Genomic DNA, 22,146 nt, shown 5'->3' on the forward strand with positions numbered 1-22,146 from the left:
CTCAGTTGCGGAGCGAAATCGCGTAAACGACCTGCCGGCCCACTGCGCGCCCGTTTCGGCCGATGGCCGTGCCGGTCAGCCGGACCTCGCGCACTCGGGGAAGGTCCCCGGGCGCTACGTCGGCCTGGATCGCGCCGCTCGACAACCGGTACTCAAACGCCGCGCCGGGCTCGAGCGGTGACGCGAACTCCTGGCCGTTGCGCCGGATGGACACGGTCCGCGGCTCGGAATCCGATGGATGGATGGCGTAGGTGACCCGTCCGTAGACGCGGGCGAGTGAGCCGGGCACGGGCATCGGGGCGAGGCCTCGGCCCCAGCCGCCCGCGCGGCGGAACCATCGGGTCGGCATCCGATTCGCACGATCCGCTCCGGCCGCCCGGCAGGCGGTCTCCGCCGCCGCCGAGACGCCGGAGACGAGCGTGAGTCCGTCCGCGTAGGCCCAGGTCGCCGAGTACGGCCCGGAAAACGCCGTGCCACGCCACCGGGGCTGAGGGTTCGCGGCGATGGAATCGTAGACGAAGAGATCGATCGAACCGCTCCCGCTGCGGCAAACGACCGCCCTCAACATGTCGACACGGATGGACACCGTGTCGTGCGTCGCGACGAGCAGGTCGCCCGGCCCGGCGCCGCGAATCTCCGCCCCCGGCCCGTCGGACAGGGCGCGCGTGATCTGCGAGGCCTGGATCGTGTCCTCGTTGCGCAGGTGGAAGGCGCTCTGGCTTCCCAGCAGGCCGATGAGCAAGGCGATGAGCAGGCCGGCGGCTGTCAGCGCGACGAGCATCTCGGCGAGCGTGAACCCTCCCTGGCGGCGGCGCGGGGCGCTCATGGCGCAGCAGGCAGCGGACGGGGCCGCGCGAGGACGATGTCGAGTTCCGCCGCCGGGGCCGGCGGCCGGGACACCGTCACGCGGGCATGCTTGAGCCGCGGCGGGTGTTCGGTCACGTCGTGCGAGACGTCGAATCGACGTCCGCCGATGTCGACGGTGCTCGTGTGGGAGATCGCCACGGCGTGTCCGGCCCGGACGAGGGACTCCACGGCGTTTCGCCCCGCGAGCGTACGCTCCGTCCCCCGCGCCGCCCGGAGCGCCTGGGCACCGATCCCGAGCACAACGCCCGCCGCTCCGAGAACCCCGACGGACGTCACGACGATGGCCAGCAGGACCTCGACCAGACTGAAGCCCGCGGTCTTCAATGTTGAAACGGCTCCGCGCGAACCCGGCCCACGAAGTTCGACACGAGCCGAATGCCGCCCTCTCCGCGATACAGGTAGACGCTACCCGAAGATCCGTGTCCCCGGGCGTTGAAGCGGAGTGTGGAGGGCTGCAGCCGCACCGAGTCGAGCCGGCCGAGAGCCCGCCCCCCGAGGTCGACGCGAGACAGCAGCGACCCTCCCCTCCCCGATACTTCGAGCCGCGTCTCCGCGAGAGTCACTGCGGTCGGTGCATGGGTCGCTACGGCGTGGAGGCGTGCCAGCGTGAGTTGCGACTCCGCCAACCGGGCGGCTCGCGTCAGACTGAACCGATCGAGGGGTTCGCGCGAGATGATGAAGGTCGCGGCCAATCCGGCGACCGCCAGCGCGACCGCGACCTCCACCAGACTGAACCCGCTCCGCCCCGATCGCGATCCAGGGGGTCCAGGTGATTCGCCATGCTGCACGGGGTGCTCCCTTCCTCGAATGAGCGTTTCCGATCCTCTCCCTAAGCATCGTCCCCCGCTTCAACGGCGTATCAACCGCCGGCGTCCGGCTAGCAGCTGGTGTCCTCGACGATCTGTCCTACGGCTCCCTCGGCGTTCGCCGACGACGAATTGACGCACCAGGTGTTCGGCGAGGATGCGTGTTTCGCCGTGATCTGGTAGCCGTCCGTATAGGCGGTCACCGACAGCGCGATGTTCGTGCTGGCCTGGAAGTCGCGAGTTCCGTCGCCGTCCAGGTCCGCCCCTCCGCCGGCGGCCACGCTGACCGCCGCGTACGCCTGGTTGTTGAAAAAGTGCGCCTCCTCAGCCGTCATCATGTTGCGAATGTCGCTCTGCGCGGCGGCATCGAACGCCTTCTCCTTCGTGCTGGTGAACTGTGGAATCGCGATGGCCGCGAGAATGCCGATGATGACGACCACGATCAGCAGTTCGATCAGCGTGAACCCCTCCGTACCACTCCTCGTCGCTCTTCTCATCCCTCTCCTCACTTCCGCCCCAGGTTGGATTCTCGGCAGCACCCCCGGTGGGGCTGCGCGGGCCGCGGCTCCGGCGGAGCGCCGGCGACCGCGGACGGTTACCCCATACTTAGGCATCGTCCAGCAACGGAGTCTCAACGTCCCAGTCCGGCGGTTCATCGAAGCCGGTGGCGGCGCGGATTCGGCCATGCCGCACCGACAGGGTCAGCGAATGCACCCTCCCGGCGCCGTCACGCAGCGGCAGACGAACATCCTTCGTCCCCGCCGACGGTTCGGGAGGCGGCAACCCCAGGGCTTGCAACGCCTCCGGCACGGTGGCGAACCCCTCCGCGAAGGCGGCCGTCCACGACCGGATCCGTGCCGGACCACCGATCCGGTCCGGCCTGGCTCGCAGGCGCAATGTCCAGTTCGGAGCCTCGAAGCGCAGCCACCGGTCGTCGCCGGACCGTCGGTCCGCCGCCACGCATCCGTACCGTTCGAAGGCCACGTCAACCGACTGGCGGAGGAGATCCCGCACGCAGGGAGCCGACCCGCGGCGGATCATGTCTCCTTCGTTTGTGCTCGCGGACATGCGGCAAGAAGAGGAACGGGGGGAAGCCCCGCAAGCGCAGGGATCCGCGTCTCACGAGGTCGACGGGACGTTATTGGATCGCGTTGATGAGTTCGAAGATGGGGAGGTACATGGCGATGATCATCCCGCCGACGAGACCTCCAAGGATCACGATCAGAGCGGGCTCCAGTATCCTCAGTAGACTCTCGGCGCCGGCATCGACTTCGTCGTCGTAGAAATCGGCGATCCGGGACAGCATCCCATCGAGATCGCCGGTCTCTTCTCCGACGTGGATCATTCGGGCCACCATGGGTGGGAAGGCCCGGGTCTCGCGCAGGGGCCGCGCGATGGAGTCACCACGGCGGATCGCGACCCGACTTGCCTGTATCGCGTCTTCGATCACGCGGTTCCCCGCCGTCCGCGCCGTGATCTCGAGCCCCTCGAGAATCGGCACGCCCGACGAGAGCAACGTCCCCAGGGTCCGCGTGACGCGGGACACCGCGGCCTTCTGAATCAGCGGGCCCAGTACCGGCAGTTGCAGCAGCATACGGTCGAAGTGAAGCCGGCCCGCGTCCGTGGCGATCCAGCGGCGCAGCATAAGGGCGGCGCCCCCCGCCGCGGCGAGCAGTGCCCACCACCAGTTCTGGACGATCCCCGAAAGACCGATGACCGCGCGTGTCGGGAGGGGGAGCATCGCATCGAAGCTCGCGAAGACGGTCTCAAACGTCGGGATCACGAAGAGAAGGAGCGTCGCGATGACCGAGATGGCCACCGCGAGCACGACGGCCGGATATAACATGGCGCCCTTCACTTTTCGACGGATCTGTTCGCTCTTTTCGAGGAAGGTGGCGAGGCGGTCGAGAATCCCGTCCAGTCTGCTCCCGGATTCGCCCGCATGGACCATGTTCACGTACAGCTGCGTGAAAGCGCGTGGGTGTCTGCCGAGCGCGCCGGCGAGCGTGTTTCCGGCCTCCACATCTCGCAGCGTGTCGCGGGCCACCTGCCGAAGCACCGGGTTCTCCGCCTGGAGCGCGAGGGTCTCCAGTGTCCGGGTGAGCGGCAACCCGGCACTGGTCATCACGGAGAACTGCCGCGTGAAGAGCACGAGATCACGCGTCTTCACCCGTGCCGGCGGAGCGACGATCCGGCGCTTCACGCGCCGGATCAGGTCCGCGGCCGCGGACGTCACAGGCTCCCGACCGTGAGAGAGGTGGACCGACCGCCAGCCCCCACATCATCCACCCCGCGCCATCGCCGGCGGCCGGTCGCACCCGCTCTCCGTGGGTCGATGCCCTTCACCGCGCGGATCCGTCCGGCATGGCCGTACTCGTCATGCGACGGAACTCGGCGGGATCCGAGGTGATCCGAAGGCACTCCTCGAAATCCACCTGGCCCCGGGCATGGAGCCGGTGGAGCGCATCGTTGAGCGTCCGCATCCCGAACCTGCGCGCGGCCTGCATCGCGGAGTGGATCTGATGGACCTTCGCCTCCCGGATCAAAGCCCGGACCGCGGGCGTCGCGACCAGGATCTCGCAGGCGACGACCCGACCGCCGCCCTGCGCGCGGCGAAGCAGTGTCTGGGTGATGACGCCCTCGAAGACGTGGGCGAACTGCGCGCGCACCTGCTCCTGCCGGTGGGAAGGGAAGGCATCGATGATCCGGTGGATGGACTCCGCGGCCGAACGTGTATGCAGCGTGCCGAGGGCGAGGTGTCCGGTTTCCGCGACCGTGAGCGCGGCTTGAATCGTCTCCGGATCCCGCAACTCGCCAATGAGAATCACGTCCGGGTCCTGGCGCAGGGCGTAGCGGAGGGCGCTGGCAAAGTCGGGCGTGTCCTGCCCGATTTCGCGCTGGTTCACGATGCATCGTTTGTGCGGATGTACGAATTCGATCGGATCCTCGATCGTCACGATGTGGCCCGCACGGGCCGCGTTGATGCGGTCCACCATCGCCGCCAGCGTCGTCGATTTCCCCGAGCCGGTGGGCCCCGTTACCAGCACGAGCCCGCGCGGTTTGTCCGCCAGCCGGCCGACGACCGAGGGTACGCCGAGTTCGCGCAGGCTCGGGATTTCGACCGGGACGCGGCGGATGGCGCAGGCCACGCTCCCTTGCTGCCGGAACAGGTTCGCGCGAAAGCGGGAGAGACCCGGGATCGCGAAGCCGAAATCGAAGTCGGGCTCGCACGCGAAGCCCTCACGCTGTTCCTTCGAGAGCATCGAACGACCGAGAGTTTCGGTATCGTCCGGATCCAGCGCGCCCGCCGCGCGACTGTCCGTGAGGTTGCCGTCGATCCGCAGCTTCGGGCGTTCGCCCACCGTAAGGTGCAGGTCGGACGCTCCCCGTTCGACCATCTCGGTCAGCAGTGCCACCAGACGTGCGTCCATCGGGCCCGGCCTACGCCGGCGTCTCCCTGAGGACGTCTTCGAGCGTCGCGATCCCCCTTCTTGCCTTGGCAAACCCGTCCTGACGCAGGGTGATCATCCCCTCCTTGGCGGCGCGGCGCTCGATCTCCTCCGACGATGCCCCCGCCAGGACGAGCCGGCGGATCGCGGGAGACATCGGAAGGACTTCATACAGGCCCTGACGGCCCGAATACCCCGACCCATCGCACGAATCGCAGCCCGCGCCGCGGTAGAAGGCGTCCTGGCCGCGTCCGCCCGCTTGCAACCCGACCGAACGCAGAATCTCGGGGGCGTAGCTCGCCTCGACGCGGCAGTCGGGACAGATCCGGGGGACGAGCCGCTGGGCGGTGATGACCTTGACGGCAACGGCCACGTTGAACGCTTCGATCCCCATGTCCACGAGTCGCGTCGCGGTCGAAGCGGCATCATTGGTGTGAAGCGTGGAGAGCACGAGATGTCCGGTGAGCGCCGCCTTCACGGCGATGCCACCCGTCTCGCGGTCGCGGATCTCGCCCACCATGAGGATGTTGGGGTCCTGCCGCAGGAAGGCGCGAAGCGTCGTGGCGAAGGTGAGACCGATCTTCGGACGGATCTGGACCTGGTTGATGCCTTCGATGCTGTACTCGACCGGATCCTCGGCGGTCATGATGTTCGCCTCGGGCGTGTTGAGTCTCGCGAGTGCGCTGTAGAGCGTCGTGGTCTTGCCGGATCCGGTGGGGCCGGTGACCAGAACCATGCCGGACGTCTGAGCGATTGCCGCGAGCAACTCCCGCTCCGCGCGCGTCTCCATTCCGAAGGATTCGAGGTCGAAGGCCTGCCGCTCCCTGTCGAGGATTCGGAGGACGACCTTCTCGCCGAACAGCGTGGGAAGCGTCGAAACCCGGAAGTCGATGACCCGGTCGGCGACCGGCATCCGGATCCGGCCGTCCTGGGGAATCCGGCGCTCCGCGATGTTCAGGTCCGCCAGGATCTTGAGGCGAGACGTCAGGGCCGCCGCCAGCTGGAAGGGCGGCCGCAGGATCTCACGCAGTCTCCCATCCAGGCGATAGCGGACCCGCAGTTCACTCTCGTACGGCTCGAAGTGAATGTCCGAGGCGCCGCGTCGTACCGCATCGGCGAGGAGGTCGTCGATGAGCCTCACGGCCGGTTCCTCGCTCGCTTCGGCCGAATCGGCGTCGGCCGGCGGTGCCACGGTCACGTCCTCCGCCCGCCCGCCCCCGCGTGTCGTGGCAGCTTCATAACTCCGGTCGATCCGTTGGCGGAGCGTGTGTTCTCCCACTCCAACGGCGTCGATCTCGAACTGGGTGAGGAACTGCAGGTCGTCGATGAGCGCCGCATCGGACGGGTCCGCCATCGCGACGGAGAGCGTCCGGCCGGTGCGCCGCAGCGGGAGCACGAGATGCCGGCTTGCAAACTCCGCCGGGATGAGACGAAGGACCTTCGGATCCGACGCCGGTCGCTTCCGCTTCGGGGCCGGGGTGTCCGCGGCCCGGGAGGGAGTCACCGCGCCCCCGCGCATACCTGTTCCCGGAAGCGGGCGAGCGTGCGTGCGCCGATGCCCCGGACGCGGGTCACGGCCTCGGGCGTCTCGAATCGCCCGTTCTCGCTTCGGTCATCGATGATGCGGGCCGCGAGAGCGGGGCCAATGCCGGTCAGGCTCTCGAGTTGCGCGCGGTCGGCCCGATTGAGATCGATCCGTGCGCCGCCGGGCGGACAACCCATCACCATTGCCGCGGCGGGGGCGGGGGCCGGGCGGCGCGCCCCGGGGCCGGGGCCCGGGCGGGGCGCCCCGGGGTCGAAACGGATATGCGGCGCGAGGCGGCGCGCGGTGACCTCTCCCACTCCACCGACCCGTTCCAGATCGGCGGGTTCGCGGAACGGAGCGCGTTGCCGCTCCTCGATGAGAGCTTCCGCCAAGCTCGGACCGACGCCGGGCAGCCGGCGCAACTCGTCGGCCGGGGCGCGGTTCACATCGATCTGTTCCCCATCGGCGAGCGGGGTCTGCGCCCGCTGCTCGCGGGTCAGCGCGGCGACGACCTCGCCCTCGATGCCCGCCAGATCCGTCGCGGGGTCGATCGTGTCGAGACCTTCAAGCCGGCCCGGGTCAGGCGCGAGGAGGGTGCGCGTCACGAGACTCACGCCCACGAGCACGAGCGCGGCGCCCATGGCCTTGCGTTCCGCGCGATTCAGATCCCACACCCCGCACCTCCCCCTCGATGAAAACCGATGTCCACCCGAGGATCGGGGCGGGGATCAACCCGTCGTCAAACGGTCATCCGCGGGCGTGTCGGAGGGCGTCGGAGGACGTCGGAAGGCGTCGGAAGGCGTCAGAAGATGAAGACGATCTCGGCCCAGCCGTCGACGGGGGTCCCGTGGCGCAGCGCGGGGCGGTATTCCCACGCCCGCACCTGGCGCATGATGTCGCGGTTGAAGTCCTCATCCGGGGTCGGGGGATCGAGTTCAACCAGGCTGGGACGCCCGGTCGCGTCGACGAAGACGCGCACCGTCACCTCCATGCCGCGGACGGCGCTCGGGGGATCCCAGTGCGGCACGACGGACCTCGGCACGGGCGACACGTAGCCGTCGCCCTCGCCCCCGCCCGCCCCCTCGTCCCCGGCCCCGACCCCCGCCCCGAGCCCGGGCGCCGGCGCCGGCGCGCCGACGGGGAGCAGCTCGGAGGCCACGTCGATCTCCGCCTCGCGGACCTCGATCTCGGGCATGTCGACGGCGAGGACGGGCCGCGGCGGAGGGGGGATCTCGATCCTGCGCGGCATGGACACCCTGACCGCCCTCAGGCCGCCCCCGCCGGCGGGGAGATCGGGATCCACCCCGGGCCGGGCCGCCGGCTCGAACTCGGGCGCCGGGCGCACCCACAGGAGGAGCAGGAACGCGTGCAGGAGGGTGGAGGCGAGCATCCCGCCCCACCACACGGCCCGCTCCCGGTCGCGGGAACGCGATGAGGCGACCCTGTATCGCCAGTCCGGCCGTTTCCTTGTCGTCGTGCGCACAGGTCCGATCCGACTCCAGAATGGTCGCGAGGCCGTCGGGACGGCGTCACGCGGCGGTCAGCAGTCCCCCGCTGAAGCATCGTACGGAAGGCCGCCCCCGCGGGTTCCCGGCGCTTGCCGCCCGGTCAGGCCCTCCGGCACATTGTGCGCCACCCGACACGTCTCCATCCAGGAGCCATCTTCCGTCGCCATGAAAGCGATCCGCAAACCCGGGCCGGCCCCCGGCCTCGAGCTGTGCGACGCGCCGGTGCCCGAGATTCGCTCCCGCGACGTGCTGGTCAAGGTGCGGCGGGCAGGGATCTGCGGCACGGACCTGCACATCCACCAGTGGGACCGCTGGTCGCGGCATCGCGTGAATCCGCCCGTCACGCTCGGCCACGAATTCATGGGAGAGGTCGTCGAGACCGGCCGCCTGGTCCGGAACATCGAGGTCGGCGACCGCGTCTCGGCGGAAGGGCACCTGGTCTGCGGACACTGCGAGTACTGCGGCACCGAGCAGGCGCACGTGTGCCGGGACACGCGGATCATCGGCATCGACCGGGACGGCGCGTTCGCGGAGTACGTCTCCATCCCCGCGGCGAACATCATCCACGTCCCCGACTCCATCGGCGACGACCTGGCGGCGGTGTTCGACCCGCTCGGAAACGCTTTCCACACGGTTTTGCACACGGACGTGGCGGGGCGGGTCGTCGCCGTGGTCGGCTGCGGCCCGATCGGCCTGTTCGCGGTCGGGATCGCGCGCGCGGCGGGAGCCTCCAGGGTCATCGCGGTCGAGCCGCACGAGGGGCGGCGGAAACTCGCGGCGCGCATGGGCGCGCACGACTGCCTCGACCCGGCGGACGGCGACGTGGAGGCGCGGATCGTCGACCTCACGCACGGCTACGGGGCGCACGTGGTGTGCGAGATGAGCGGACACCCCGAGGGCGTGCGCTCCGCCTTCCGCATGTGCCGCAACGGCGGCCACGTCCGGCTGCTGGGGTTGCCGAAGGATCCGGTGGAGGTCGACCTCGCCCGCGACGTCATCTTCAAGGGTCTCCACCTGTACGGCGTAGTGGGGCGGCTCATGTACCGGACGTGGATCGAGATGCGGGACTTCCTGGCATCGGGACGTCTCGATGTCGAGCCCGTGATCACCCACCGGCTCCCGTTCGACCGCTTCGAGGAGGGGTTCGACTCCATGTATTCCGGCGAGGCGGCGAAGGTCGTCCTCACGCTGGACTAGCCCTTCGGCCCCCGTGGCGCGCGCCGCCGCCCCCGTCGTCCCGGCCTTCGCCGCCGCCGCGCTGCTGGCGGCCGGGTGCTGGCGGATCGGAGAAGGCGCCCCCAGCGAGGCGCTCGTCACCTGGGTCGCGTATCCCGAGACGGTCGAGGTGGGCGCGCCGTTCTCGTTCGAGTTCGGCGGGCCCGTGTCCGAGGACCAGTGCGGGCGGCTGGACACGGCTACGCTCGCGGTCACCGACTCCTCGATCGACCTCGCGGCGCGGCGGAGCACCTTCCGCACCATGTGCGCGCCCCAGCACGTCAGCTTCTATGAGGCGCGGCCCATCACGCTCGAGACGCCCGGGCGCTACCGCATCCGCACCGCGACGGACATCGATCTCGGCACGCTCGTCGCGACGGACAGCGGAGGATTCTCCGGCATCCGCACCTGGGGCGAGGGGACGATCCGCGAGGCGGCCGGGTGCTGGCTGTTCGGGCCGGGGTGGATCGGGAGCCAGCGGGTATTCGCGCTCGACGGCCTCAGCCCCGAGCTTCGCGAGGCGGGGACCGATCGCATCCTCCATGTCCGCGGGCGGCTGCGAGGCTTCATCTCGTGCGGCAACTGGGGGTCGCGCCCCAGAATCCGTGTGGACACCGCGTGGGCCACCGACAAGCGGGTCGGCGATCTCTACCGCTGAGCCTGAGCGACGCGAGGGCGGGAAGACGCGATCATGACACTGTATGAGGAGCGGGATGGGATGACGTCGAACGTGAACCGGGGCCTCGAGCACCGCCTCGTCTCCGAACTAGGAGAGATGAGGGAGAACGGGGTTCACAAGGAACTGCTGCACATCATGGGGCGGCAGGCTCCGGTCGTGGACATCGATGGTCTGGGCGAGACCATCAACATGTGCTCCAACAACTACCTGGGCCTGTGCGACGAACCCTCCGTGATGCAGGCGGTGAAGGACGGGGTGGACGAGTACGGGGCGGGGACGTCCTCGGTGCGCTTCATCTGCGGGACGTTCGACATCCACCGCGAACTCGAGGCGAAGATCGCGGACTTCCTCGAGACGCCGGCCTCGCTCACCTACACCTCCGCGTGGAACGCGAACGAGGGTCTCTTCGCGCCGCTCCTGGGCGCGGATGACGCCCTGATCTCGGACCGGCTCAACCACGCCTGCATCATCGACGGGATCCGCCTCTGCAAGGCGCGCCGCTTCATCTACGACCATATGGACATGGACTCGCTGCGCGATGCCCTCGAGGCGAGCCGCGACGCGCGCCACCGGCTCGTCATCACCGACGGCATCTTCTCGATGGAAGGGGAGATCGCGCCGCTCCCGGAGATCCGGGAACTGTGCGACCGCTACGACGCGATCATGGCCGTGGACGACTCGCACTCGACGGGGGTGCTGGGCGACACGGGACGGGGGACGCCCGAGCACTTCGGGATGCACGGCGAGGTCGACATCGTCACGTCGACGCTCGGCAAGGCGCTCGGGGGCATGGCGGGCGGCTTCACGGCCAGTTCCGAAGCCGTCATCGACTATCTCGTTCAGGCGTCGCGCACCCAGTTGTTCACCAACGCCCTGCCCTGCCATTCGGCGGCCGGGGCCATGGCCGCGATCGAGCACCTGGAGGGGCATCCGGAACTCGTGGCCCGGCTCCGCGACAACACGGAGTATTACCGCGAGGGATTGATCGAACTCGGATACAAGCCGATTCCCGGCGGCACGCCCATCGTCCCCGTCATCATCGGAAAGACGGCGGACGCGATCCGGCTCAGCCGCGAACTGCTGCGCGAGGGCGTGTTCGTCATCGGGTTCGGGTATCCCGTGGTCCCGCGCGGGGAGGCCCGGATCCGCTGTCAGCTGTCCGCCGCGCACGAGCGCGGACACATCGACGCCGCCCTCGCCGCCCTGAAGAAGGTGGGAGAGCGGCTCCACCTGATCTGACGCCCTTGGCGCCACGGAGGCTGCGGGGAGCATGGGATCGCGAGGGAGCATGGGATCTTGACTGAGCGCGGACTGAATCGGGACATGCCGGGGGGGATGGTCATCGCCCCATCCATCCTCGCCGCCGACTACGCGCGGCTGGGGGCGGAGGTGGCCGAGGCGGAGGCGGCGGGCGTGGAGTGGTTCCAGCTCGACGTCATGGACGGGCACTTCGTGCCCAACCTCACGATCGGGCTGCCGGTGCTGGAGTCGTTGCGCGCCGTGTCCGACTCCTTCCTCGACGTGCACCTGATGATCGACAACCCGGGCGAGTTCCTCGAGCCGTTCGCGGCGGCCGGGGCCGACATGCTCACGGTCCACCAGGAGGTGTCGGCCCACCTGCACGGCGACCTGCACCGGATCCGGGAGCTTGGCTGCTACGCCGGCGTCGCGCTCAACCCGGCCACGCCCGCGGAGACGCTGTCGGAAGTCCTGGGATACGTGGACCTCGTCCTCGTGATGACGGTGAACCCGGGGTTTGGAGGACAGAAGTTCATCGCCGAGGCGGTGCCGAAGATTTCCACGGTGCTTCGAATGGCCGCGGATCGCGGGCTGGCTCCGCCGGCCATCCAGGTGGACGGGGGGATCGATCCCGCGTCCGCGCCCGTGTGCGCCGCGGCGGGGGCGTCGGTGTTCGTGGCCGGTTCCTCGGTCTTCCGCTGGGCGCCCGGCATCGCCGCGAACATGGCGGCGCTGCGCGACGCGCTCGCGCCCCACGGCTGAGGACGGGATGAACGGCGGCCTCTCCCGCGACGAACTCGTCCGCTACGGACGGCACGTCAGCATCCCGGAGGTGGGGGTGGAGGGACAGCGGCGCCTGCTGGCTTCGAGCGTGCTCATCGTGGGCGCAGGCGGGTTGGGATCGCCGGCCGCGCTGTACCTGGCCGCGGCGGGGGTGGGGCGGCTCGGCCTCGTGGACCACGACCGCGTGGACCTTTCCAACCTGCAGCGCCAGGTGCTCTACGACACGGATGCGGTCGGGACGCCGAAGCTCGCCTCCGCCCGGACCCGGCTCGCGGGACTGAACCCGGACATCGCCGTCGAGACCTTCGATACGCGGCTGGAATCGGGGAACGCGTTCGAGATCCTCGAGGGATGGGATTTCGTCATCGACGGGAGCGACAACTTCCCGACCCGGTACCTCGTGAACGATGCCTGCGTGATGCTGGGGATACCGTTCGCGTACGGGGCCATCCTCCGCTTCGAGGGCCAGGCGTCGGTGTTCGCGGCGCCGGATGGCCCGTGCTATCGCTGCCTGTTCCGGGATCCTCCGCCGCCGGATCTCGTGCCGAATTGCGCGGAAGCCGGGGTCCTCGGGGTCCTGCCCGGCATCGTGGGGTCGATACAGGCGAATGAGGCGATCAAGTGGCTGGCGGGAATCGGCGACACGCTCGCCGGGCGCCTGCTCCTCATCGACGCGCTCCGCATGGAGTTCCGCTCGCTGGACATCGCCCGCGACCCCGAGTGCGTGGTCTGCGGCCCCGAGCCGACGGTGACGGAACTCATCGACTACGAGCGCTTCTGCGGCGGGACGGCGGACGCGGCGGCGGACGGCGGGGCGGACGGCGCCGCGGAATCGGAGAGTGCGATGGACGACTTCGACATCGATGTACACGAACTGAAGCGCCGGGTCGACGCCGGCGAGCGTTTCCAGCTCATCGACGTACGCGAAGACTACGAGTGGGCGATCTGCAACCTGGAGGAGGCGGGGGCGCGGCTCGTGCCGCTCGCCACGCTCCCGGAGGCGGTGGAGAGCCTGGACGCGTCGGAACCCCTCATCATCCACTGCCGCTCGGGCCCCCGCGGCGACCGCGCCGTCGAGTACCTGCGCGCGGTGGGCTTCGACCGCGCCGTGAACCTCGCGGGGGGGATCCTCGCCTGGGCCGAGGAGATTGATCCCGCGATGCCGCAATACTGATGCGCATCGTCTCGCTCCTCGCGTCCGGCACCGAGATCGTCGACGCACTCGGCCTCGGCGAGAGCCTCGTCGGCATCTCGCACGAGTGCGACCACCCGCCGCACCTGCTCGACCGTCCCCGCGTCAGCCGCCCCCGCTTCGACCCGGAGGGCCTCACGAGCGGGGAGATCGACGCCGCCGTGCGACAGGCCATGGTCGAACACGGCAGCGTGTACGAGATCGACGGGGCCGTCCTCGAAGGGCTCGATCCAGACGTCATCCTCACTCAAGCCGTGTGCGACGTGTGCGCCGTGCCGACCGACGAGGTGCAGGAGGCGCTCGGGGGGCGCGGGATCGAGGCCGAGGTCGTCTCGCTCGACGCCCATACGATCGAGGACATCCTCGCCTCGATCACGCAGGTGGCGCGCGCCGCGGGCGATCCGGACGTCGCCCGGGACGCGGGGGGATCGCTCCGGAGGCGGCTCGACGCGGTGCAGGCGGCCGTGGTGGACGCCGACCCGCCGAGGGTGCTCGGGATCGAGTGGTTCGATCCGCCGTTCGCGCCCGGCCACTGGGTGCCCGAGATGGTCGAACTCGCAGGCGGCCGGAACCTGGCGGGCGAAGCGGGGCAGCCTTCCCGCGAGGTGTCGTGGGGGGAGATCGGAGACCTCGATCCCGACGCGGTTCTCCTCATGCCCTGCGGTTACGGCCTGGAGGCAGCGCGGGCTGATGCCGACGCCCATGCGAAGCAACTGGCACGCGTCGCTCCGCGCGCGGTCGGCGAGGGCCGCGCCTGGGTCGTTGACGCCTCCTCCTACTTCAACCGCTCCGGCCCCCGCTTCGTCACCGGCGTCGAGATCCTCGGCGGCCTGCTCCACCCCGACCGCCTCCCCGCCCCCGATCCGGCGGTCGCCGCCGCGTGGAGTCCTCCCGCCTGACGGCTGCATCGCTTTGATCGGAAGACCACGAGGCGATTTCTGCATCGGCGAGGAACTCGTCATGGGCGCGCGCCACATCGGAGGCAGGCTCCCCCTCCCGCGGAGGCGTACCGCGGAAGAGTCCGACGGCCGCGAGCGCGGGGTGGCGATCCGGGTCCGAAAGTTGTGGTTCGCCGGCAGAATCATGCATGGAAGTCATGCTACATGATGGTGGAAGTGGCTCAGGGGCGCGAATGACCTCGGAACGTGGGGCCAGCTGTTAGCCCGGTGCCGCGACGCTAGCCGCGGAAGGGGGGGTAGTGGCCGAGGTCGTAGGCGCGGATCGAGAGGACGCCGCGCGACCCGATGCCCACATCGGCGAGGGTGCGCGTCTCATCGCGGATGCGGCGCTCGGCGAACTCGGTGTAGAAGTCGCCGGGGTCGTCCAAGGAACGCTGGAGCATCGCGCGGATGCCGAAGGCCTTCGCGTCGGCGACGGTCGTGTCGGCCGGCAGGTCGGCCACGTGCTCAAGCCAGCGGTCGGGCATGATGAGGCGAACCGTGATGGCGTTCATTTTCAGTGGACGTTGCGGAGGGTGTAGAGGAAACGCTTCGCGAGGTCGGTCACGTCGAGGCCTACGACGCGATCCGTCTCCACGCGGACGTTCGTGTGGCCGCCCGCACGGTCGACGGCGAAACGGGCGAGGCCGATCTCTCCGGCGAAGGTCACGGATGCATCGGTCTCCTCGTGAACCTCAAGCCTGGAGTGCTCCCCGAAGAAGCGCTTCGCACGGTCGAGCACATCTTCCGGGGACAGGTCGGTGATCGTGACGTATCGCATGTGGAGAACCCCCTGGTCGGGCCGGATAATCTTGCCCCCCCGGCGGCGCGTCAACCGAGGGCGGCGCGAGCCTCGCGCGAACGATTGGCGACAGGCCTCCGGGAGCGATACCATCTCCCGCCATGAACCCGCCCATCTCGTTCGGCCGCTTCTTTCTGCCCGGCCCGACCGAAGTCCCCCCGGATCTGTTCGACGCCATGCGGCGACCCGTCGTCGGGCACCGGAGCGCCGAGGTCTCGGGCCTGGTCGAAGCCATGCAGCCGTCCGCGTCGCGGCTCTTCCGGACGTCGCGCCCGGTGTATCTGTCGACCTCGTCCGCCACCGGCATGATGGAGGCGGCGATCACGAACCTCACGCGCCGCCGCGTCCTCTGTCTCACGAACGGGTCGTTCAGCAAGCGGTTCCACGCGATCGCCGAAGCGACGGGGCGCCCCGCGGACGCGCTCGAGGCGGAGTGGGGCGAGCCGAACCTGCCGGAGCGGCTGCACGACGCGCTCGGCGCGGCGCCTGGCCGGTACGACCTCGTGACGGTCGTCCACTCGGAGAGTTCGACCGGCGTCCTCAATCCCCTGCAGGAACTCGCCGCCGTCGTCCACGAGTTCGACGACGTGCTGATCGCCGTCGATACGGTCTCATCCCTGGCCGGGGCGCCGGTGGAAACCGACGAGTGGGGACTGGACTTCGTTCTCACGGGGTCGCAGAAGGCAGTGGCGCTGCCCCCGGGCCTCGCGCTGGCCGTCGCGTCCAAGAGGGCGCTTGCCCGCGCGAGGGAGGTCGAACACCGGGGCTTCTACTTCGACATCCTCAAGTTCGAGAAGAACCTCGAGCGCTGGCAGACACCGAACACGCCCGCGGTCTCCCTCTTCTTCGCCCTCGATCGGCAGTTGAACCGGATGATGGAGGAAGGGCTGGAGGCGCGCTGGGAGCGTCACGCCGCGATGGCCCGCCGGACGTACGAATGGGTGGACCGGACGGCCGCGCGCACGGGCCGGCCGTGGCGCGTGCTCGCGCCGGAAGGCTACCGTTCGCCCTGCGTAACGGTCATCATGCTTCCGGACGGTCTGACGGGTCCCGAGGTCGTCTCCCGTACGCTGGCGCACGGGTACACGGTGGCGGCGGGCTACGGGCCCCTGAAACAGCCGTCGTTCCGGATCGGACACATGGGCGAACACACGCTCGACGAGCTGGAGGCGCTCCTGGCCGTCCTCGACGAAGTTCTGTGATATAGCCCCAATAGTGAGCGAGACGCCGTGAGCGAATCGGCCGGGGATACCCAGCGCCTTCTCATCGCGGACCCCCTTCGCCCGGAGGGGCTCGAGACGTTGCGTGCCGCTCCGGGACTCGCCGTCGAAGACCTCAGCGAGGGGGACCGCGAAACGCTGCTGGGCGCGCTGCCGGGCGCGTCGGGACTGATCGTGCGCAGCCGCACGAAGGTGGATACGGAGCTCATTGAGGCGGGCGATTCGCTCCGGGTCATCGGTCGCGCGGGCGTCGGGGTGGACAACATCGACATCCCCGCCGCAACCCGCCGCGGGATCGCGGTGCTGAACGCCCCGGCCGCGAATACCCAGTCGACCGCCGAGTTGGCGTTCGCGCTTCTCCTGGCGGCGGCCCGCCGGATTCCGGAGGCGGACGCGAGCATCCGCGCGGGGGAATGGAGGCGCAAGGAACTGCGCGGCATCCAGCTCAGCGGCAAGACGCTGGGAGTGATCGGGCTCGGTCGGATCGGGGCGGAAGTCGTGTGGCGGGCGCGAGCGTTCGGGATGCGCGTGATCGCCCACGATCCGTTCGTGAGCGCCGAGCGGGCGAGCGACCTGGGGGTCGAACTCGCGGACCTCGAATCGCTGCTGCCCGCGTGCCACGCGATCACCGTCCACGTCCCGCTCTCGGCCGAGAATCGCGGGTTCATCGGTCGCCGGGAGATTGCGGCCATGCGGCCGGGCACGATCCTGATCAACGCGGCGCGGGGCGGGCTCGTCGACGAGGCCGCGCTGGCCGACGCGCTGCGGAGCGGCCATCTGGGCGCGGCCGGGCTCGATGTGTTCGAGACGGAGCCGCTCCCCGCCGACAGTCCGCTGCGGGACCTGCCGCAACTCGTGCTCAGTCCCCACCTCGGGGCTTCGACCTTCGAAGCCCAGCGGCAGGTCTCCCGGCAGATCGCCATCTCCGTGCGCAACGCGCTGATCGAGGACGACTTCAGCGCCGCGCTCAACGCCCCGTTCGAGGCCGAGGACCGTGACGGAGCGGGACCCATCATGTACCTGGGCCGCTGCCTGGGCCGCCTGCTGGCCGGACTCGACGACGCGGCCCCGAGTCGCATCGAGGTCCGCTACGGCGGGCCGCGCGATGGCGTCCTCGGGCCCCTCGCGGCGAGCGTGGCGGTGGGGTTTCTGGAACGCCGGGTCGACCCGCCGCTCAACGTCGTGAACGCGCTTTCGATCGCGGGCGAGCGCGGTCTGGAGATCGTGCGCGTCCGCACGCAGGCCGTGGGGGACTACACGAACTACGTCGAACTCGGCGTGCGGTACGGCCGGCGGGAGACGGAGGTCGTGGGCGGGGCGCTGATGGGTACGCGGATGGAACCGCGGATCGTGCGCGTGGGGACGTTTCGCGTCGACACGCAGCCGCGCGGCACCTGCCTCTTCATCCGCAATCGCGACCGGCCGGGCGTGATCGGCGCCGTGGGCACCGTGCTCGGCGAAGCGAACGCGAATATCGCCGAATACCACCTGGCGCGCCGTCGCGGCGGGGGGCGCTCCCTCGGCGTCGTGCGGATCGACGGAGAAGTTCCTCCCGAAGTGCTGCGCGGCCTGAGCGAACTCGACGGGATCGACGAAGTCCGCCAGATCCACTTCGACTGACCTGGCAGACCGTGGAAAAGCCGCTTAGCGGCTGAAGTAGCTCCGCGTCTCCCGCCATACGACGCCGGAGAGGAGGAGGAGTCCCACCAGGTTCGGGGCCGCCATGAGGCCGTTGAGGATGTCGGAGATGAGCCACACGACATCCAGTTCGACGACCGCGGCGAAACCCACTACGAGCACGAACACGAGCCGGTAGGGACGGATCACGCGTTCGCCGAACAGGTAGGCGAAGCTTCGCTCTCCGTAGTAGGACCACCCGAGCATCGTGCTGAAGGCGAAGGTCGCGAGGCCGAGCGCGACGACCATGTCCCCGGCGCCCGCGAGCAGGCTCGTGTCGAAGGCGAGTTGCGTCATGTTCGCGCCCTCGGCCCCCGACTGCCACGCACCCGAGGTCAGGATCGCGAGGCCCGTCAGGGTGCAGACGACGATGGTGTCGATGAACGTCTGCGTCATGGAGACGAGGGCCTGCCGCACCGGCTCGCGCGTCTGCGCCGCGGCGGCGGCGATCGCGCCCGTGCCCAGTCCGGATTCGTTCGAGAAGATCCCGCGCGCGACGCCGAAGCGCATCGCCTGGAGCACGGTGTAGCCGAGCGCCCCGCCGGCCACCGCCTGCCCCCCGAACGCGTGCTCGAACACGAGCCGGAAGGCCGCCGGGATCTGTGCCGCGTTGGATATGAGGACGATCGCGGCGACGCCCATGTAGAGGACGATCATCGCGGGCACGATGACGCTGGCCACCCGTCCGATGGACCGGATCCCCCCGACGATGACGAGGCCGACGGCCGACGCCGTGACGAGTCCCATGACCCAGTGCGGCACGTGAAACGACTCGTTCATCGCGTCCGCCACGGCCTGCGACTGGACGCCGTTGCCGATGCCGAAGGCCGCGAGGGTCGCGAAGAGCGCGAAGGCGATCGCGAGGCCCCGGCCGATGCTGCCCCGTCCGAGGCCGTGCTCGAGGTAGTACATGGGGCCGCCCGCCTTCTCCCCCCGGGCGTCCGTCTCCCGGAAGCGGACGCCGAGCACCGCTTCCGCGTACTTCGTCGCCATCCCGAGGAGTCCCGTGACCCACATCCAGAAGAGCGCCCCCGGGCCGCCCGCGCCGATGGCCGTCGCGACGCCCACGATGTTCCCCGTGCCGACCGTGGCGGCCAGGGCGGTCATGAGCGCCTGGAAGTGCGAGATGTCGCCCTCGCCCCCCGGTTCGCGGCGCTTGACGAGCGCGAGCCAGAGCGCGTGCCCCAGCCGGCGGAACTGGAGGCCCCGCAGCAGCAGCGTGTAGACGAGGCCGGTGGTGAGGAGGAGGATGATGAGGGGGACGCCCCACACCCAGGCCTGAATCGCCTCCAGCATTCCGTGGAAGAACCCCGCGTCAGCTGCGGAAATCGCTGTCACCTCGTACTGGAGGTCATCGGGGAGAGCGCGCCGGACGGTCGCGCCGGGCAACCACGGCGGGCGGACCGTGACGTTAGACGCGCGGCCGAGCCGCCGTCAACGTAACGGGACCTGCGCGGGGTTCCCGCCGGTGGGCCCGCACTTTGGACGGACGGACGGCTTGCGTACCTTCCTGCCGCCGGGCGAAGGCCCGCGCACGACCCCTTGTCCACTTCGTTTCCCGGGATTTCGCGCTTGAACCATGACCAGTCGGAGCCCGCGGCGGGAACGGTCCCACCGCAGGCGGAGGCGCTCGAGACCCTCTCGGGCGCGATCGAGCGGGGGCGCCACCTCGCGCTCATCGCCGCCGAGGGAGCGGGCCTCGCCCCGCTCTACGCGGCCGCCGCCGTGCGGGACCTCGCCGCCGGCGAGGCGGGGGGGCGCGCGTTCGTGCTTACCGCGACCGTTGACCGCGCGCGGCGCTGCGCGCTGGGCATGCACGCCGCCGCGCGGGCGGCCGGGCACGAGGTCGTGGTCGTGCCGGGCGCCGCGGGCGGGGCGGTGGCGCGGGCGCCGATCCTGGTCGGGCCACCGGCGGTGCTGCTGGAGGGCGTGCGCAGGGGCGACATCCCGGCCGCGGTGCTGTGCACCCTGGTCCTCGATGACGTGCGTGCGCTCGAGCCGGCGCGGGCCGCCGTCGAGGCCGTGGTGCAGGCCTCGGGCGACAGGGCTCGGCGGATCGCGACGACCCATGCCCGGGATGCGGCGTTCGACGAGCTGGTCGAGCGCTGGCTGCCGCGCGCGCGCCGGTGGCCGAACGAACTGTTCGCCGAACCGCGGGCCGGGAGGCCGGAGGCGGGCGGGGCGGCGGGCACTCCGGTCGCCGTCGCGAGCCGGGCGACGCGCGAGGGCCGGTTGGCGCGCTTGGCCGAGTTGCTCCGCGACCTCACTGGGGACGGCGCGGCGGCCGCCGTCAGCGTCGAGACGGCCCCCGACGCCGTCGCCGATGTGTGCGCCGCGCTCTCGCTGGCCGGGCTGCGCGTCACCGGGTCCGACGGAGCCGGCGCGGCCGAAACGGATGACGGCGCCGCCGAAAGCAACGACGGCGCGGCCGAAACCGACGGCGACGTGGCCGAGACCGACGGCGGCGCGGCGGTGCGGGTCGGGGCGTGGGGCGAGGCCGACCCCGCCGCCAATGCCGTCGCGTTCGAGCTGCCGCCGACGCCGGAGTCCCTCGCCCGCACGGCGGCCGCCGCCGAGCGCTGCTTCGCCATCGTCGACTCGCTGCACGAACGGCAGCTCGAGCTGACGGCGTTGCGGGCCGGGCTGCGGGTCGCCCCCCTGGCCGAGTCCGCCGACCCCGCGCTCATGGACGACGTTGCCGCCTTCCGGGCCCGCGTCGCCGACGCGCTGGAGCAGCAGGACCTCGCGAGCGGCGCGCTCCTCCTCGCCCCTCTCATCCGCGAGCACGGCGCCGCGCGCGTGGCCGCCGCTCTCGCCGGACTCCTCCGCGCGGCGGACCGGCCGGCCACCGGGGCGCGCGAAGCCGCGCCCGCCGACGCACCGCCCGGCGACGCCGCGACCGCGCCGCCCGACAGGAGCGCCCGGCGCGCGACTCGCCCCACGTGGACCAAGGTCTTCGTCGGCGTCGGCAAGCGCGACGGCGCGGGTCCCGGCGACCTCGTCGGCGCGATCACCGGCGAGACCTCCGTTGCGGGCGGACAGATCGGGCGCATCGACATCCGGCAGAACTTCACCCTCGTCGACATCGACTCGCTGGCCGCCGATGCGGTGGTCCGCGGCCTCGACGGCAGCCGGATCAAGGGTCGCCAGGTCGTGGCCCGCCTGGACCGCGGGGCGCGATGAGGCGGAGGGGCCTCACGCGGCGCCTGTTCGATTTCAGCCGGTTCGAAGGCCGCCTCTTCGGGGCCGTCCTCTTCACCGTGAGCCTCACGCTCATCGGAACGACCGGCTTCGCCCTCATGCCCCAGTACGACCTGTCCGACGCATTCTTCATGACCGTGATCACGGTCTCGGCGGTCGGGTACGGCGAAATCCGGGCGCTCACGGATGGCGGCCGCATCTTCGCGAGTCTCATGATCGCGGGCGGCATCATCACGCTCGCGATCTGGTTCGCCCTCATCACCGCCACCCTCCTCGAGATGAACCTGACCCAGTCCTTCAAGAGGCGAAGAACGATGAAGAGGATCGACCGCCGCAGGGACCATGTGATCCTGTGCGGGGCGGGCCGCACCGGCCTGGCCGCGCTGAACCGGCTCGTCACGCGCGGGACCCCCTACGTCGCGATCGAACGCGACCCCGCGCAGATCGAGGAGGTACGCCGGATCGACGCCGACGCGCTGGTCATCGAGGGGGATGCGACCGATGACGACGCCCTCGTTGCGGCGGGGATCGAGCGGGCGCGCGGGCTCATCGCCTCGCTGAGCGCGGACACCGACAACGCGTTCGTGTGTCTGGCGGCGCGCGAACTGAACCCGGATCTCACGATCGTGGGGCGGGCGCGCTCCGAGGACGCGGTGAGCAAGCTCAGGAAAGCCGGCGCCGACCGCGTCGTCACCCCGAACTCGACCGGCGGCATCCAGATGGCCTCGCTCGTCCTGCGACCCGACCTCACGCTCTTCGTCGACTTCGACACCCCCGGCGACGCCGGCGGCATGGGACTCCTTCTGGAGCAGGTGTCCGTGCGCGAGTCGTCCGAGGTCGCCGGACTCACCCTGGCCGAGGCGGAGATCCACGCCAGAACGGGCCTGCTCGTCGTCGCGATCCGGCGCGGAAGCGGAGCGGGCGGCGACGCCGAGGGCTTCGTCTACAACCCGGGCCCGGAGGTGAAGGTGCGAGCCGGCGACGATCTCGTGGTGCTCGGACCTCCGTCAAGCTTCGACGAACTGCGCGATTTCCTGAGCTGACC

The 22,146-nt window shown here is 70.4% G+C and carries 23 protein-coding genes; 10 read left to right on the top strand and 13 right to left on the bottom strand.

The annotated features are described in order from the left end of the window. Position 1: 1 nt before the first annotated feature. The 10 genes from RN743_RS09165 to RN743_RS09210 form a co-directional block, all read right to left on the bottom strand. Positions 2 to 826, bottom strand: coding sequence for a prepilin-type N-terminal cleavage/methylation domain-containing protein (locus tag RN743_RS09165; protein ID WP_310779239.1), 825 nt, complete (start codon positions 824 to 826; stop codon positions 2 to 4). Further along, a complete protein-coding gene (locus RN743_RS09170) occupies positions 823 to 1,191 on the bottom strand; it encodes a prepilin-type N-terminal cleavage/methylation domain-containing protein (protein ID WP_310779242.1) in 369 nt (122 codons plus the stop codon). Before RN743_RS09170 ends, RN743_RS09165 begins: the two co-directional genes overlap by 4 nt. Continuing rightward, a complete protein-coding gene (locus RN743_RS09175) occupies positions 1,188 to 1,592 on the bottom strand; it encodes a hypothetical protein (RefSeq protein WP_310779245.1) in 405 nt (134 codons plus the stop codon). The genes RN743_RS09170 and RN743_RS09175 overlap by 4 nt, the downstream gene beginning before the upstream one ends. Positions 1,593 to 1,744: 152 nt before the next feature. Next, positions 1,745 to 2,170: a prepilin-type N-terminal cleavage/methylation domain-containing protein gene (locus tag RN743_RS09180; protein ID WP_310779248.1), complete on the bottom strand. Its 426-nt coding sequence runs from the start codon at positions 2,168 to 2,170 to the stop codon at positions 1,745 to 1,747. A gap of 109 nt (positions 2,171 to 2,279) precedes the next feature. Then, a complete protein-coding gene (locus RN743_RS09185; RefSeq protein ID WP_310779251.1) occupies positions 2,280 to 2,714 on the bottom strand; it encodes a hypothetical protein in 435 nt (144 codons plus the stop codon). 97 nt (positions 2,715 to 2,811) lie between these two features. Further along, positions 2,812 to 3,909: a type II secretion system F family protein gene (locus RN743_RS09190; RefSeq protein ID WP_310779254.1), complete on the bottom strand. Its 1,098-nt coding sequence runs from the start codon at positions 3,907 to 3,909 to the stop codon at positions 2,812 to 2,814. A 106-nt stretch (positions 3,910 to 4,015) separates the two neighbouring features. Further along, positions 4,016 to 5,089, bottom strand: a complete 1,074-nt coding sequence (locus tag RN743_RS09195) for a type IV pilus twitching motility protein PilT (protein WP_310779257.1) — start codon at positions 5,087 to 5,089, stop codon at positions 4,016 to 4,018. 25 nt (positions 5,090 to 5,114) lie between these two features. Next, positions 5,115 to 6,641: an ATPase, T2SS/T4P/T4SS family gene (locus RN743_RS09200; protein ID WP_310779260.1), complete on the bottom strand. Its 1,527-nt coding sequence runs from the start codon at positions 6,639 to 6,641 to the stop codon at positions 5,115 to 5,117. Further along, the gene (locus RN743_RS09205) at positions 6,623 to 7,321 is read right to left on the bottom strand and encodes a helix-hairpin-helix domain-containing protein (protein WP_310779263.1); all 699 of its coding nucleotides are present in this window, start codon (positions 7,319 to 7,321) and stop codon (positions 6,623 to 6,625) included. Before RN743_RS09205 ends, RN743_RS09200 begins: the two co-directional genes overlap by 19 nt. A gap of 128 nt (positions 7,322 to 7,449) precedes the next feature. After that, on the bottom strand, positions 7,450 to 8,130 hold the full coding sequence (locus tag RN743_RS09210) for an energy transducer TonB (protein WP_310779265.1): 681 nt from the start codon (positions 8,128 to 8,130) through the stop codon (positions 7,450 to 7,452). A 190-nt stretch (positions 8,131 to 8,320) separates the two neighbouring features. Between RN743_RS09210 and tdh the strand changes: the two genes are divergently transcribed. The 6 genes from tdh to RN743_RS09240 all read left to right on the top strand — a co-directional run bounded on the left by tdh (position 8,321) and on the right by RN743_RS09240 (position 14,162). After that, positions 8,321 to 9,352, top strand: a complete 1,032-nt coding sequence (tdh, locus tag RN743_RS09215) for an L-threonine 3-dehydrogenase (RefSeq protein ID WP_310779268.1) — start codon at positions 8,321 to 8,323, stop codon at positions 9,350 to 9,352. Between the two features lie 13 nt (positions 9,353 to 9,365). Continuing rightward, positions 9,366 to 10,028 (top strand): hypothetical protein, encoded by a 663-nt coding sequence (locus RN743_RS09220; protein WP_310779271.1) that lies wholly within the window; start codon positions 9,366 to 9,368, stop codon positions 10,026 to 10,028. A 33-nt stretch (positions 10,029 to 10,061) separates the two neighbouring features. Next, positions 10,062 to 11,288: a glycine C-acetyltransferase gene (locus RN743_RS09225; RefSeq protein ID WP_310779274.1), complete on the top strand. Its 1,227-nt coding sequence runs from the start codon at positions 10,062 to 10,064 to the stop codon at positions 11,286 to 11,288. Positions 11,289 to 11,384: 96 nt separating this feature from the next. Next, complete coding sequence (gene rpe, locus RN743_RS09230) at positions 11,385 to 12,050, top strand: ribulose-phosphate 3-epimerase (protein ID WP_343219013.1); 666 nt, start codon at positions 11,385 to 11,387, stop codon at positions 12,048 to 12,050. Between the two features lie 7 nt (positions 12,051 to 12,057). Next, a complete protein-coding gene (gene moeB, locus RN743_RS09235) occupies positions 12,058 to 13,245 on the top strand; it encodes a molybdopterin-synthase adenylyltransferase MoeB (RefSeq protein WP_310779278.1) in 1,188 nt (395 codons plus the stop codon). Further along, entirely contained in the window at positions 13,245 to 14,162 is a 918-nt protein-coding gene (locus tag RN743_RS09240; RefSeq protein ID WP_310779280.1) for a cobalamin-binding protein, read from the top strand. Before moeB ends, RN743_RS09240 begins: the two co-directional genes overlap by 1 nt. A 278-nt stretch (positions 14,163 to 14,440) precedes the next feature. On the opposite strand, the gene RN743_RS09245 is transcribed toward RN743_RS09240, so the two are convergent. Further along, positions 14,441 to 14,716, bottom strand: coding sequence for a hypothetical protein (locus RN743_RS09245; RefSeq protein WP_310779281.1), 276 nt, complete (start codon positions 14,714 to 14,716; stop codon positions 14,441 to 14,443). Positions 14,717 to 14,718: 2 nt separating this feature from the next. Then, positions 14,719 to 14,982: a hypothetical protein gene (locus RN743_RS09250; protein WP_310779283.1), complete on the bottom strand. Its 264-nt coding sequence runs from the start codon at positions 14,980 to 14,982 to the stop codon at positions 14,719 to 14,721. Positions 14,983 to 15,104: 122 nt separating this feature from the next. On the opposite strand from RN743_RS09250, the gene RN743_RS09255 reads away from it, so the two are divergent. Beyond that, a complete protein-coding gene (locus tag RN743_RS09255) occupies positions 15,105 to 16,205 on the top strand; it encodes an alanine--glyoxylate aminotransferase family protein (protein ID WP_310779286.1) in 1,101 nt (366 codons plus the stop codon). Positions 16,206 to 16,232: 27 nt separating this feature from the next. Beyond that, the gene (gene serA / locus RN743_RS09260) at positions 16,233 to 17,843 is read left to right on the top strand and encodes a phosphoglycerate dehydrogenase (protein ID WP_310779289.1); all 1,611 of its coding nucleotides are present in this window, start codon (positions 16,233 to 16,235) and stop codon (positions 17,841 to 17,843) included. A gap of 24 nt (positions 17,844 to 17,867) precedes the next feature. Here serA and RN743_RS09265 read toward each other — a convergent pair whose 3' ends face one another. After that, positions 17,868 to 19,238, bottom strand: a complete 1,371-nt coding sequence (locus RN743_RS09265) for a sodium:alanine symporter family protein (protein ID WP_310779292.1) — start codon at positions 19,236 to 19,238, stop codon at positions 17,868 to 17,870. 234 nt (positions 19,239 to 19,472) lie between these two features. Between RN743_RS09265 and RN743_RS09270 the strand changes: the two genes are divergently transcribed. Next, on the top strand, positions 19,473 to 21,083 hold the full coding sequence (locus RN743_RS09270; protein WP_310779296.1) for a DbpA RNA binding domain-containing protein: 1,611 nt from the start codon (positions 19,473 to 19,475) through the stop codon (positions 21,081 to 21,083). Next, on the top strand, positions 21,080 to 22,144 hold the full coding sequence (locus RN743_RS09275; protein ID WP_310779299.1) for a potassium channel protein: 1,065 nt from the start codon (positions 21,080 to 21,082) through the stop codon (positions 22,142 to 22,144). The genes RN743_RS09270 and RN743_RS09275 overlap by 4 nt, the downstream gene beginning before the upstream one ends. Positions 22,145 to 22,146 lie beyond the last annotated feature (2 nt).

Origin of the sequence: Candidatus Palauibacter scopulicola (assembly GCF_947581915.1) — a bacterium.
Classification (GTDB): Bacteria; Gemmatimonadota; Gemmatimonadetes; order Palauibacterales; family Palauibacteraceae; genus Palauibacter; species Palauibacter scopulicola.